This is a genomic window from Gottfriedia luciferensis, assembly GCF_002156865.1.
GTDB lineage: Bacteria > Bacillota > Bacilli > Bacillales > Bacillaceae_G > Gottfriedia > Gottfriedia luciferensis.
Map to the genome: position 1 here is coordinate 21,408 of NZ_NCTA01000042.1, position 12,886 is coordinate 34,293.

Below are 12,886 nucleotides of genomic sequence, written 5' to 3' on the forward strand. Positions count from 1 at the left end.
AAAATACATATAAAACTTCATTTCCTTTTATTGATTTTCAATCTGTCTTTCTATTCTGTTTTCTAATCTGAACTTAATTTTCAAAAAAGTGGTCATTTATCGAATAAATACACTAGTTATCATTTTATGTAGGATATGCTATGATTTTTGTATTAAATATATAGATATTAGGTGATTTAAAAATGGAAAATCAATCATTGTTACTAATTGATGGCTTCAACTTATTAAGCAGGGGATATTTTGCTACATCCTATGGTAGAAGTGATGAACAGCTTTCAAAAACAAAAGATGGTGTTTATATAAATGCTCTTAGAGTGTTCTTACCAAAACTTTTCAACTTAATTCGTGAACATGAAATTACACATCTTGCTGTTACTTGGGATGTAAAACGAGAAGAAACTGATCGTCGAAATAAATATGACTTTTATAAGGCTACTCGTGGAGAATTACCTAGTCCGCTTATTGAACAATTCTTCACTTTAAAAACAGTGCTTGAAGAAATTGGTATTGCTCAATTAGAAATGGCTCCATACGAAGCAGATGATTTAATGGGAACTTTATCAAATAACTGGTCTAATTCAAGAAAAAACAAATGCTATATTTATAGTAATGACCGTGACTTACTTCAATTAATAAACGAGCATACTTCTCAAATTATTGCGCAAAAAACAGGTGAAATTGTTTATTCTTTAGACCATTTCAATAATGATTATGGAATCCATCCTAAGCAATGGGTAGATGTTAAGGCATTATTAGGAGATACTAGTGATAATATACCTGGATGTCCTGGTGTTGGAGAAAAATCTGCCATCCCATTAATCCAACTTTATAATACTGTTGAAGAGCTATATGAAAACTTAGAGACTCTTGATCCAAAATTTAATCGTTATAAGAAGAAACTAGAGGCTGGAAAAGATTCAACATTTATTAGTAAAGAGCTTTCGGCCATTACAATTGATATTCCACATTTTGAGGACTATACTTTTGAAGAATTACAAATCAAGATTGATGAAGATAAGTTAGCTCTTAAACTTGAAGAATTGGAAATTCGTATTAAACGTTAAAATTAAATCAAAAATATACTAAAACATATTATGTAATGTCATGCTGTTGAAAAATAATCTTGTCAATTAATAACCAATTTCTCGTAAAGACAGTTAAGTGATGTTAATTTCCACTACAGTATGCTCGCTTTCCATGGGGCGAAACCTGAGCCTCCTCGGCAAGCCTGCGGGGTCCCATAGGAGTCGAGCAACCTTTCGTTCCAATCAACTTTTTCTACTGTAAAAGTATTCATTAAAAAACCAATTAAATATCCTTTTATTAATCCGATTGAACGACAAATTCGAACAAAAAAAAGCATCGTCTTTTAAAATTTGAATTCATTTTTCTATATTTGTATTTAATATTTTAAACTTATAAAAAAGGTTTAAGTAATGATATTAGTTTAACGAAGTTATAAATATTCCTAAAACATATTAACTTCTCTATACATTAAAAAATCACCAAAATTTATAACTTTATCATTAATAATGATCACTTTATGACCATTTTCATCTTGCCAATATATTTCAACGCCTAACATTACATATTTAATGTTCAAATATGTAATGTTTTTTATATTTAAAACGATTAATTCATTTCGTCAACGATGTGAAGGCCATGAACCTTGCATTTTTCTAATTTGAATGATTTGACCTGTATGATATGATTCATGAAGAAAAATATCCATCAATTTATTTTCAAGAGAATTTTTGTTCAGTTCTTCATCAGATATTCGGCTTATTAGTTGTCTTAATTGAATATGTGCATCTTCCAAACGATTAACAACTTTTTCCCATTCCGTTTCGTCATTTAATTGTTCAGTAAGAGAGAATGTTTCGTCACCATCAAGATTTTTAGTCGATTCGCGCCCTTCGATATTTGCTGCAATTCTCTCTTTGTAATAAATGAGGTGATTAACGTTCTCCCAAATTGTTTTTGTTGCTTCACCTGAAGGTTTCCAATTGGCTTGATCAGCAGTAATTCCTTCGATCGCATTTTTCAGCGGAGCAAACCAACTTTCCTTGTCGAACGTTGAATCTTGAACATTTAAAAGTAAATCTCTTCGTTTCAAATTCATTTCCTCCTTAAAACTTTTATTTACAACTCTGGAAATTCTACATTATTATTTAACAACCTGCCTAAATCTTTTTAAATATGGCATCGATAAGTAAAACGCACTTACAGTAAAAAGTTGATTAATCTCTCCATTTTTTATTTTGGTTGACATTTCATCTATTTCTACTAAATTGATTTCAATAAATTCAGTTGGATCCATTTCTTGTTCAAAAGCTTGATATGCATCTAAAATTAAATATGAAAATACTTTATTATTTTGTGTTGCTGGATTAATAAAAAACTCTCCTAATAAAATTGGTTCACCTTCAGTAATATAACCAGTTTCTTCTTTTATTTCTCTTAAAATTGCTTCCTGATAAGTTTCATCACCTTCTGGTTTTCCAGCTGGAATTTCTAAAAAGAACTCCTGCGCTGCGTATCGATATTGTTTAACTAATAAAATTTTATTCTCATTTGTTATCACAATCGCATTGACCCAGTTTGAATATTCATTGACATAATAGTCTTTGATAATATTTCCGTTGGGTAACTCACACTCGTCTTTTCTTAAATTTCCAAAGGGAGTTTTAAATAGATATTCAGAATTTAGCGTTTTCCATTTCTTCATTTTTTATCTCCGTTGTATTATTTTTATCATTAATCTAATTCGCTAACTCTTTTCTATTTCCTGTTTAGGTAGATTGATTGTTCGCTCAAAGAAAATAGACTGCAAAAAAGCAGTCTGAAAATCAGATAGATAGGACTTTGTCTACACACTCAAAAGAATGCAAAAAAGCAGTCTATTTTCTATTTAAAGTCTATTTATTTTATTCTTTTTGCCAATGGATGATTTTCTTTAAATTGTATTAAATCCCATAAATTCCCGTATAAGTCTTTAAATACAGCAACTGTACCATATTCTTGATCTTTTGGTTCTCTTATAAATTCTATTCCTTTTGAAGTCATTTCGTTATAATCTCTCCAGAAATCATCTGTTCCTAAAAATAGGAAGACTCTGCCTCCTGCTTGATTACCAACGAATGGCTCTTGCTCCGATTTAGAGGCTCTAGCGAGTAAAATAGTTGTTCCATTAGAACCTGGTGGAGATACAACTACCCATCTCTTATCTTGTTCAGGTTGATAAGTATCTTCAATTAAATTAAAGTTCAGTTTCTTTGTATAAAATTCAATAGCTTCATCATATTCTTTTACAACTAATGCTATATGAACAATTGATTGAATCATTTGCATTCCCCTTTACTTCCTTACGTATTATTTTTCATCTTATAAAATCAAAATTTAAGATGTCCCAACTACAAATACATTTTAATATTTTCCCCATTTACTGTTTATATTGCCATTTTTTGTATGTAAATTCTATAATTGATTTTCTAATTTAGCTTCAATAAAAAATTACCTCAAGAAGATTTGAATTTCTCCTATTCTTTTTTTCGAAACATTCCTAATTATATAAATCATAAAAGTGATTCTTCTTATTATGTTGTATAATAGATTAGGAAAGGAGTTAATATTATGAAAAAAATAGTTTCTATCATTGTATTATCTGCAGTTCTGATTGGTTGTCAGAATCAAACTCCAACTTTAGATACCTCCAACTTAGAAAAAACCTCACCAAATCAAATAGAAAATATGTCCAAAGAACAAAAGAAAACATTACCAATTGATTACAAAGCACCTTCCACAAAAACGGCTATTGATTCATTACCCTTTCATGTGAAATTACCATCAAAACTGCCATTTGAAACTACGCCATTTAAAGTTCAACAATTACAAGATGTTCGACATGATGGGAAAACCGTTCGAGTGGTATTTACAGCTTTTCATTCTGAAAAAGATCACATGATTTTAATTTCGATTCTTGCAACAAATGAAAAAACAAAGTTTGCAGGTTCAAAAAAGAAAGTGAATTTAAAGAGTAATATAAGGGGTTATATCCAAGGTGATTCTATTCATTTTAAAAAGGATGGAGTAACTTATGATATTGGTTTTACAGCAGAAAATAAATCCGATATTTCAAATATACAATTAATTGACCTTGCTAATCAAATGATCAAATAAAAAAATCGGTTGTTCTTTTCGAGCAACCGATTTTTATGCTATAGTGTTTATTAATTTTTATGAATGATTAATTGCGATCCTGTGGAACTTTACTTTTTACCAGCTTTAATGTGGCTACTATTAGAAAACTAACAATAACTAATAAGAGCCATGAACTTACCTTTCCTAGATGAACAAGTCTCCATGAATCGGTTTGGTCTGGATATTTCCATGCTCCAAAAAATGTTGCGATATTTTCAGCAATCCATATAAAAAATCCGATGAGCACAAAGGAAAGAGCAATGGGCATTCGATAACGGGTATCATTAATCTCGTAAGTCACCCAAGATTGCCAAAAGATAATAATAACTAGACCGGATAGCCACCAACGAACATCAATCCAAAAATGGTGAACAAAGAAATTTAAATAAATCGCAACTGCAAGTGATACGACCATTAAAAATGGTGGCCAATTTATTAGTTCAACTTTTAACCTCCTCCATGCCTGGCAAAGATAACTTGCTACACTCGCGTACATGAATCCACTATACAAAGGTACTCCAAAAATTTTAAAAAATCCTTCCTCTGGATAAGACCAAGAGCCCATATGTACTTTAAATAGTTCAAGAGCAAGACCGATTAGGTGGAACAATGTGATTACTTTTAGTTCATCCTTTGTTTCAAGTCCTGAACGCACCATCCACCATTGCATCAAAAGACAAATCATAAGTAGCCAGTCATACCTCGGTATGAAGGGAAGTGGAATGATTTGTGTAATTGCCAAAGAGGCAAAAATAACGACAGGAAACAAACACGATAGAGCTTGTTCCCAACCAAAACGAAAAAGTTGTTTTAGTGCTCTCATAAATTTTACCTTCATTTTAGAAAAAATTAATTCATGACTAGCCCCTCTTTTATAAGTATGATTCATTGGAATCTCCCTACCTTTTAATTATTAGACTTCACTGTCTCTTCGAAATTCTAAAAGATCACCAGGTTGACATTCTAAAGCCTTACAAATCGCCTCCAAAGTTGATATTCGAATTGCCTTTGCCTTCCCATTTTTCAATATAGAAAGATTAGCCATTGTAATTCCAATTTTCTCTGAAAGCTCTGTTACACTCATTTTTCTTTTAGCCAACATTACATCAATATTGATGATAATTGCCATGTTTTTCACCTCAGACCGTTAAATCATTTTCTGATTTAATATCAATAGCTACTTTTAAAAGCCTTTGAAGAACGGCAGCAAATACTGCAATTACCAGTGACGCAAAAATAATGACCAAACCAATAATTATGATACCTGGAGCACCTTCTTTTTCCGCCATGATATAAAAGATTGGCATACCAAGCACATACAATACACTAATTGCGATTGCACAATATTTTATTTTCTTTAAAGACCTAACTGATAATTCAGAGAAAGCTTTGTTTTTGTCAATGTAGCATAATAGATTAAATGCTTGATACAACGCAAAATAAAAAGGGATTGCTCCAGCATACAAATCCATTAGAACTAAATATTTCATAATTGTAATTTTCGGATAAAAATCCGCAGTGTAATTTGCTATCTCAGGCACTATAAATATGCACAAAGCAAGTATTGGAATCCCAATAAGAATAAGTGCAAACTTTAAAAATAGCGTTGATCCTCGTTTCACTAAAAGCACCTCACTTTTTTGTTAATCTGATTTTACCATCACATTTATTGTTTTACAATAAATTACTATCGTTTTTTATTACATTATTATTGTTAAATAAAATTCTAATTCCGTAAAAGAAATGCTCTAGCAATCTAATAGAAAATAAAAAAGGAGCCAAAATCTGGCTCCGAGCGTTACTAATCCATTTAATTTCTACTATATTATACTAGCTCATTCGTTAAATAACCTTATTCCATCACTTTAGTAAATTGAACAATATATCTTAATGTATATAATCATATATATTTTTCGCTAATAATAAAAAAGATACAGTTATAAACAACGCACGTATATATCCTGTTCCTTTTTTTATCGCAAATTTCGAACCAATCACTCCACCCGCAATTTGTGCGAGCCCCATTATGATTCCAAATGTAAAATTTACTTGCCCTAAATAAATAAACATCAACAATGCACCCATATTGCTGCCTAAATTTAAAAATTTCGCATTACCTGCTGCTTTTAAAAAATCATAACCTATTAATAAAAAAGTAAAAATTAAAAATGAACCAGTTCCTGGGCCAAGAAATCCGTCATAAAAACCAATCGCGAAAATTAATAGCGTAAAGATTATAAAATGAGAGATTGATAATTTTTTAGGAGTTGAAACACTGCCCCAATCTTTTTTTAAAATTGTATAAATTGCAATACCACCTAACATGACTAACATTAAAGGCTTAAGCACATTAGGATTAATCCAATGAACAGTCCATGCACCCAGAATAGATCCTATAACGGAAAGTGGAAATAATTTTATACCTGTTTTGATATTAATATTTCCTGATCGATAAAACATAATATTACTAGTTAAAGAACCCATTGTACTAGCTAGTTTATTGGTAGCTACAGCAGTGGCTGGATTTAAACCTGAAAATAATAACGCCGGTAACGAAATCAGCCCCCCGCCTCCAACAACTGAATCAATAAATGAAGCGAAAAATCCAAATGCAATCAAAATAAAAAGTGTAGATAAATCCATATGAAACTCCATAAAATCAGCCTTCCTATAGTTACTACTAAAATAGTAACTAAAAATTTGATTTGTGTAAATAGTTATTGTAAGGTTAAAGTATCTAAAAAATGGGAGTACTGAAATTGATGATTGATATGATACATCAGCTTAAAAAATTGGGCTTTAATGAATATGAAGCGAAATCCTACATTTCTCTTGTAAAACAAGGTCCTGCAACTGCATACCAAGTAAGTAAGGAGTCCCGAATCCCTAGAGCACGAATTTATGAAGTGTTGGGTAATCTTGTTGAAAAAGGCTTAGTAATGAAGGAAGAATTACATGATGCTACTCGATACTCACCACTACCTGTTGATATTTTTTTACAAAAAGCACAATCAGAATGGCAATCAACGATTACAGAAATAGGTGATTCGTTAAGAAAACTCGAAATTTCTGAAGAAAAAATGGACAATCGTGTTATTACATTAAAGGACACAAAATCGATTTTGAGCTATTGTCAAACAATGATAAACAAAGCTGAAAAGCGTATTGTCATTTCGATGTGGGATGATATTTATGATTTACTGAAGGAGGAACTTGCTGCAGTAAGTAATCGAGTGAGTGTTCAAGGTATAACGATCCATGTTGATAATCCTATAAAAAACCTAGAAACTCATCGCATCACAAATTTTACTGAAACTCCGTCCACTGAAAGATGGTTTATTTTATCTATTGATTCCAAAGAAATGATTTATGGACCTTCATTTGAAGAGCGCAGTAAAGCATTTTATACGGATGACCCTGTTCACATTTATCTATTAGAAGATTATGTTTGGCATGATGTGCTCGTCAATCGTCTTGTCAGACGTAGCAAAAAGGATTTGGAGAAATGGATTACTAATGAAAGAAAGGCATTCTTTATGGAATAATGTTCTATAAAGTTCAAAAGGTGTTAAACAGGCCGTATAACCTCCAATTGTTAGCTGTGTCTAACAATTGGGGTGCATTTCATTTTGCCGCCTGTTTACTATATATTAGGATTTCTTTGTAACAAGTTGATTTTCCTGATTCACCAGAACCGATTAAAACGATTTTCCGCAAATTGGTGCAGCCCTCCTTAGATATTGGTCAAAAGCGATTCAATAAAAAAAGCATCCCTTCCGACATTTCGATGGTATGCTTTCTTCAGTGTTAAATTATATTAAATTAGTGCTTTAGCATATATCCCCAAAGTAATAATGGTGTAATAAGAAAAGTGTAAAGCACTATTTGTAAAATAATTATTGGTTTAATTTCTTTAAAATCACTTACCCAAAACTTCGAAACTATTGCATATAATGCTAATTCAATTACCGGTCCAAATACAATTAACCATTTCATTATAACCCTTTTGCTCCTTTTTGAAATTCTAAGTTGCATAAATACAATCTCTCTAACGAAATTATAACACATTGAATATTTTAAAAAGAAAATTTTTTTACAAAAGTAAAAAAATGGATGTCATGTAGTTTTTTTACTCTGATATAAAGGCGGGTGATTTCCGTTACAGGACGCTCTCATACATAATTATTGGATTAAGGAGAAAGGAAAAGATTTAAAATGATTGATTTCCTCAAATAATATTTGTACTATTTCCTTCCGCATTCCTTGCTCTAACTTTTTAACTGAATTTTACTTGTCAAGTGAATTACGTTAATATGTCATATGGTGTAACTTGTCCAAAGATTGATAAATAATTATGTAATCCTATAAATGAAAAAAAGTTATAATTAAAATGAATTTGTATTTATTTATTTTCAATTGATCGAATAATTAATTAGGAGTGTTCCTTTCATGACAAATAGTATATTGAATCCAAAAGTTGATGCATTTTTAAGTAGAGCCAAAAAGTGGCAGGAAGAATTTGAAAAATTAAGAATGATCATTCTGGAGTGTCAGTTAACCGAAGAATTTAAATGGATGCATCCATGTTACACGTTTGAAAATAAAAACATAGTTTTAATACATGGATTTAAAGAGTACTGTGCGATTCTTTTTCATAAAGGGTCATTATTAAAAGATAAAAATGGAATTCTAATTCAACAAACGGAGAATGTACAGGCTGCACGCCAAATTCGTTTCACCGATGTTCAACAAATAATTGAGATGGAAGAGACCATAAAAGAATATATTAAAGAAGCCATCGAAGTTGAAAAGGCTGGTTTAAAAGTGGATTTTAAAGAGAGTAAAGAATATACAATACCCGAAGAATTTCAAAATAAATTAGATGAATTCCCAAACTTAAAAGCTGCATTTGAAGCATTAACACCAGGTCGTCAAAGAGCGTATCTACTGTATTTTTCTGCGCCAAAACAATCCAAAACTCGTGAGTCTAGGGTTGAAAAATATATGGGACAAATTCTTGATGGTAAGGGATTAAATGATTAATTTATAATTCTGTTAGATAAAAAGTTAGGAGCCAATTATGATTGGCTCCTAACTTTTTATCGATAGCATATACTAATTTCTAAATGCATCAGCCACTAGATTACTAAATTCTCTTAAATAATATAAATAATTTTCTCCACCATAGTTATATCTTTTATTATACATTTTAGCAACAACAACATTATATTTTGGGATAACAAGTATAGATGGTCCTGTAATTCCTAAAATTTGATAAGAACCTTGTGGCACTCGTTCACCAATCTCACTTTTTTTGCTAGGTAAATCTTGAACATACCAAAATAAGCCATTTTGAGGCAAATCTTTATTTTGATAACGAACGTTTTGAACTTGAGTAGCGATTTCAATAACTTCTTTTGGAACGATTTGTTTACCATTTATATTCCCTTTGTTCATATGAAGATTACCCCAGTATGCAAATTCTCTCGTTGAAACATGAAGGTTTGACTCAGAGCCATCATTGGAATAACCTAACTTAAATGTTGCTTCTTCGTTTGGATGATCGATAACTTTAACTAAATTCTCTTTTCCGTCTGTTTCCCATCTAGTTTCCTTAAACCTTAATGGTATAAACACTTTTTCATCTAGAAGTTCTGGAAAGCTTTTGTTATATAGTTTTTTTATAAGATTCGTTATCATTATGATATTAATGCCTCTATATGCCCACCCTTGTCCTGGCTCAAACTCTCTAATCATATTGCCCTGTATTGTTTCATTTAAGCCATGTGAATGCGTGACTAAATGTCTTAAAGTCGTTTTTCCAAGTATTTCTTCGTCTAGGTTATCAAAATATTCGATAGCATAATCATCTAGACTTCTAATTTTACCCTCATATAACGCAAAGGCAATTGCTAATCCTAAATAACTTTTTCTGGCCGAGGCAACGTTGAACATAGAAGTTTTAGATATCGGAATAGAACTGTCATTATTACAATGGAACCCACTATAATTCTCAAAAACAATCTTATTATCTTTCATAATAAGTAAAGCTGAAGCAGAACTTTGATTTAAAACTTTAATATCCTCAACCCATTTGATTACTTTCTTGAATTTATCACTCATACTTTCTCCACCTAAAGATTAGATTTTCCTTTGTATATCGCAGTACAGTCAACAAAAAAGTCGATTTCCAAATAAATGGAAGTCGACTTTTTAATATTTTTATATGACTTTACAAGTTTTGATTGGAAATAATCATATTTAAATTAAAATTAACAAACTTATTCCATCATTTATTATTCATAAAATTTTGGCTTTCTAAGTAATTTAAAACGGTTTGTGAAAATTGATGATGTGATTCTTTTGTATACTTTGCCATTGTATAAATTTGAGCAAGATTTTTTAATCCTAATTGCTCTGTCATTTCCTTAAGTTTAGGAACGTCCATGTATCGTTTCCAACCCTTTTCATCTCTTACCTTGTATATTTCAAGAATTTCTTCATTTGAATAATCACTGTATTGTTCATAGTGAACCAAACCATGTTTTGGAAGTCGATCGCGTAAAGTCGGATTTTCTTTAGGATAACCTAATGAATAACCTACAATAGGTACAACATTAGGTGGCAAATTTAGGATTTCTCCAATTTGATTACAATTTGCTAGAGTAGAGCCCATGTAACAAATACCAAGTCCAGCATTCTCTGCTGCTAAAGCACAGTTTTGTGCTACCAAAGTCGCATCAATTGCACCAATCATGAAGCTCATAAAATTATCAAAATGCACCGGTGCATCATTTAGCGTAAGCCATTTTCTCATTCGATTAAAATCAGCACAAAAAGTTAAAAGAATTGGTGCGTCAATAACCATAGATTGCTCCATATGCGCAGTATATAATTTTTCCTTAAGTTGTTTATCTTTCGTAACAATAATTGAATAAGATTGCATATTGCCGCTTGATGAAGCACGAATTCCCGCTTCCAATATTTGATCTAACAATTCTTGGCTTACTTGCTTATCCTCATATTCTCTGATAGATTTATGCCCATATATAACATCGTTAAATTCCACAACAATCACTCCTAGTATAGAAAATGTATAATGATAAATGTAAAGAAAAGCCAACATAAATTTAATATAGAATTCTAATTAAAAAATTATTTCTGAATAATCAATTTATAATGTAACCATATCATAAAATACATTTATCGTATATATTTTAATCACCTCACTAAACTAACTGTTTTGGAATTTCGCAGTATAATTAAGATAAACAAAAGGATTTTTGAATAATAAATAGAATGGGCTTTGCGAATGAACGGAGATGGAGGAGATCTTTTGTATAAATCAATTAATTTATTTTCATTTTTACTTTCTTTAATTTGCCTTGTATTATTTCTTAGTTCATTTTCATTAAAAGCTTTATTCGCTTTGTGTTTTATAACGATTATTACTGGGTTAATTGGTTTCATGGGAACAAATACATTGGGTGGGAAAATAAGAAGCGTATTCACTTTAATACTATCTAGCGTCCTATTATGCTTTATTACTCTCGTCATCACTTTTGGAAATCTATTTCAGTTTACTTAATTAAACAAGACATAACTCTTCAACTGTATGAATTAGCTATTTAGTCAAAAAGAACATAAAAAAATGAGCAATAAACTATTGCTCATTTTGAGTTCCTAAATCATAATTGATAACACGTTCTACACCGAACTTATAGTATTAGGGTAATAGCATCATTGTGTGAATGATAGATAAAATTTACTTTTTGCCTAATTTTAGAATAAAATAGTATCTAAAGCATATTTACCAGGACCAGTTAAAGCAATACCGATCGCTACTACAAGTATAGTTAAGTTATATTCATATCCATTTGCTGTTGCCCATAATCCATTAGGACCGTGAACTTTAAAGATTGCAATTAGCATTGTTCCAGCAATTATAATACCTGCAAGTGGAGTTAAGAACCCTAAAGCAAATAAGATTCCTCCAACTAGTTCAGCTAAACCTGCGAATAGAGCCATCGTTACTCCTGGTTTCATACCAATTGAGTCAAACCAACCTCCAGTCCCTTTAAGTCCATATCCCCCAAACCATCCGAATAATTTTTGTGCACCATGACCAATAAATAATAATCCAATTACTAAACGAATAATTAATAAACCAAAAGCCATCATTTTTTATTCCTCCAAAATTTTATTTTATCTCGAATTCGAGATATTTTTCCAAAAAAAATATTTAAAAATCTTTAAACACTTCATTCTTATTAAGTGTATTTCTAAATACACTTTAGTTTCCATACAATATTTGTCTTACTATTTCACTTCCCTTCTTAAATTTTAAAAAGTATTTCGAATTAAAATATCTTTAACTTGAGATAATAATAATATTAATAAATATAATTGTCAATAGGTTTTTATCTATTTCTATTCTTTAGTTTTCAACTCACTACTTACTTATCATTAATATTGGCTTTTTCTAGGCACAGTAATTGTTAACTGTTAATTTTTTTACAAATTACATTTTCAAAAAAGATTTTAGAGAGAATTTAAAGTATAGACTATTTAAAGACAATGATTGGAGTGGAAGGTGCGAAGACTCCTATGGGAGTACGGGAAGGGTGAGACCCCGCAGGCTTGCCGAGGAGGCTCAGCTCACGCCCCATGGAAAGCGAGCATCCTG

17 protein-coding genes are annotated in these 12,886 nt (G+C 30.9%); 5 read left to right on the top strand and 12 right to left on the bottom strand.

Annotated features, from left to right (window positions below):
* The first annotated feature begins 182 nt into the window (after window positions 1–182).
* Window positions 183–1,064 carry a 5'-3' exonuclease gene (locus tag B7R67_RS18725; RefSeq protein ID WP_088072513.1) on the top strand — a complete coding sequence of 294 codons (882 nt, stop codon included), beginning with the start codon at window positions 183–185 and terminating at the stop codon, window positions 1,062–1,064.
* Window positions 1,065–1,645: 581 nt separating this feature from the next.
* On the opposite strand, the gene B7R67_RS18730 is transcribed toward B7R67_RS18725, so the two are convergent.
* The 3 genes from B7R67_RS18730 to B7R67_RS18740 form a co-directional block, all read right to left on the bottom strand.
* A complete protein-coding gene (locus tag B7R67_RS18730) occupies window positions 1,646–2,116 on the bottom strand; it encodes a DinB family protein (RefSeq protein ID WP_088072514.1) in 471 nt (156 codons plus the stop codon).
* Between the two features lie 51 nt (window positions 2,117–2,167).
* Window positions 2,168–2,728: an NUDIX hydrolase gene (locus tag B7R67_RS18735; protein WP_088072515.1), complete on the bottom strand. Its 561-nt coding sequence runs from the start codon at window positions 2,726–2,728 to the stop codon at window positions 2,168–2,170.
* 194 nt (window positions 2,729–2,922) lie between these two features.
* Window positions 2,923–3,345, bottom strand: a complete 423-nt coding sequence (locus B7R67_RS18740) for a VOC family protein (RefSeq protein ID WP_088072516.1) — start codon at window positions 3,343–3,345, stop codon at window positions 2,923–2,925.
* A gap of 288 nt (window positions 3,346–3,633) precedes the next feature.
* Here B7R67_RS18740 and B7R67_RS18745 point away from each other — a divergent pair, with 288 nt between their 5' ends.
* On the top strand, window positions 3,634–4,179 hold the full coding sequence (locus tag B7R67_RS18745) for a hypothetical protein (RefSeq protein WP_088072517.1): 546 nt from the start codon (window positions 3,634–3,636) through the stop codon (window positions 4,177–4,179).
* Between the two features lie 67 nt (window positions 4,180–4,246).
* On the opposite strand, the gene B7R67_RS18750 is transcribed toward B7R67_RS18745, so the two are convergent.
* From B7R67_RS18750 to B7R67_RS18765, 4 genes are all read right to left on the bottom strand, one after another.
* The gene (locus B7R67_RS18750; RefSeq protein WP_088072528.1) at window positions 4,247–5,023 is read right to left on the bottom strand and encodes a DUF817 domain-containing protein; all 777 of its coding nucleotides are present in this window, start codon (window positions 5,021–5,023) and stop codon (window positions 4,247–4,249) included.
* Window positions 5,024–5,113: 90 nt separating this feature from the next.
* Entirely contained in the window at window positions 5,114–5,329 is a 216-nt protein-coding gene (locus B7R67_RS18755) for a helix-turn-helix domain-containing protein (RefSeq protein WP_088072518.1), read from the bottom strand.
* Window positions 5,330–5,339: 10 nt separating this feature from the next.
* Window positions 5,340–5,822, bottom strand: coding sequence for a DUF2975 domain-containing protein (locus B7R67_RS18760; protein WP_088072519.1), 483 nt, complete (start codon window positions 5,820–5,822; stop codon window positions 5,340–5,342).
* Window positions 5,823–6,087: 265 nt separating this feature from the next.
* Window positions 6,088–6,855, bottom strand: a complete 768-nt coding sequence (locus B7R67_RS18765; protein WP_088072520.1) for a TSUP family transporter — start codon at window positions 6,853–6,855, stop codon at window positions 6,088–6,090.
* A 107-nt stretch (window positions 6,856–6,962) separates the two neighbouring features.
* Here B7R67_RS18765 and B7R67_RS18770 point away from each other — a divergent pair, with 107 nt between their 5' ends.
* Window positions 6,963–7,745 carry a TrmB family transcriptional regulator gene (locus B7R67_RS18770; protein WP_088072521.1) on the top strand — a complete coding sequence of 261 codons (783 nt, stop codon included), beginning with the start codon at window positions 6,963–6,965 and terminating at the stop codon, window positions 7,743–7,745.
* 79 nt (window positions 7,746–7,824) lie between these two features.
* Here the strand turns inward: B7R67_RS18770 and B7R67_RS22575 are convergent, their stop codons facing one another.
* Both B7R67_RS22575 and B7R67_RS22235 read right to left on the bottom strand, forming a co-directional pair.
* The gene (locus B7R67_RS22575) at window positions 7,825–7,917 is read right to left on the bottom strand and encodes a guanine nucleotide-binding protein subunit alpha (RefSeq protein ID WP_235822212.1); all 93 of its coding nucleotides are present in this window, start codon (window positions 7,915–7,917) and stop codon (window positions 7,825–7,827) included.
* A 105-nt stretch (window positions 7,918–8,022) separates the two neighbouring features.
* Window positions 8,023–8,196 carry a hypothetical protein gene (locus tag B7R67_RS22235; RefSeq protein WP_158095150.1) on the bottom strand — a complete coding sequence of 58 codons (174 nt, stop codon included), beginning with the start codon at window positions 8,194–8,196 and terminating at the stop codon, window positions 8,023–8,025.
* Window positions 8,197–8,649: 453 nt separating this feature from the next.
* On the opposite strand from B7R67_RS22235, the gene B7R67_RS18775 reads away from it, so the two are divergent.
* A complete protein-coding gene (locus B7R67_RS18775) occupies window positions 8,650–9,243 on the top strand; it encodes a YdeI/OmpD-associated family protein (protein WP_088072522.1) in 594 nt (197 codons plus the stop codon).
* A 72-nt stretch (window positions 9,244–9,315) separates the two neighbouring features.
* Here B7R67_RS18775 and B7R67_RS18780 read toward each other — a convergent pair whose 3' ends face one another.
* Entirely contained in the window at window positions 9,316–10,323 is a 1,008-nt protein-coding gene (locus tag B7R67_RS18780; RefSeq protein WP_088072523.1) for a serine hydrolase domain-containing protein, read from the bottom strand.
* A gap of 166 nt (window positions 10,324–10,489) precedes the next feature.
* Window positions 10,490–11,269 (bottom strand): nitroreductase family protein, encoded by a 780-nt coding sequence (locus tag B7R67_RS18785; protein ID WP_088072524.1) that lies wholly within the window; start codon window positions 11,267–11,269, stop codon window positions 10,490–10,492.
* Window positions 11,270–11,536: 267 nt separating this feature from the next.
* On the opposite strand from B7R67_RS18785, the gene B7R67_RS21950 reads away from it, so the two are divergent.
* Window positions 11,537–11,788, top strand: coding sequence for a hypothetical protein (locus B7R67_RS21950; RefSeq protein WP_142289589.1), 252 nt, complete (start codon window positions 11,537–11,539; stop codon window positions 11,786–11,788).
* A 194-nt stretch (window positions 11,789–11,982) separates the two neighbouring features.
* Here the strand turns inward: B7R67_RS21950 and B7R67_RS18790 are convergent, their stop codons facing one another.
* Window positions 11,983–12,381, bottom strand: coding sequence for a DoxX family protein (locus tag B7R67_RS18790; RefSeq protein ID WP_088072525.1), 399 nt, complete (start codon window positions 12,379–12,381; stop codon window positions 11,983–11,985).
* Window positions 12,382–12,886: the final 505 nt, after the last annotated feature.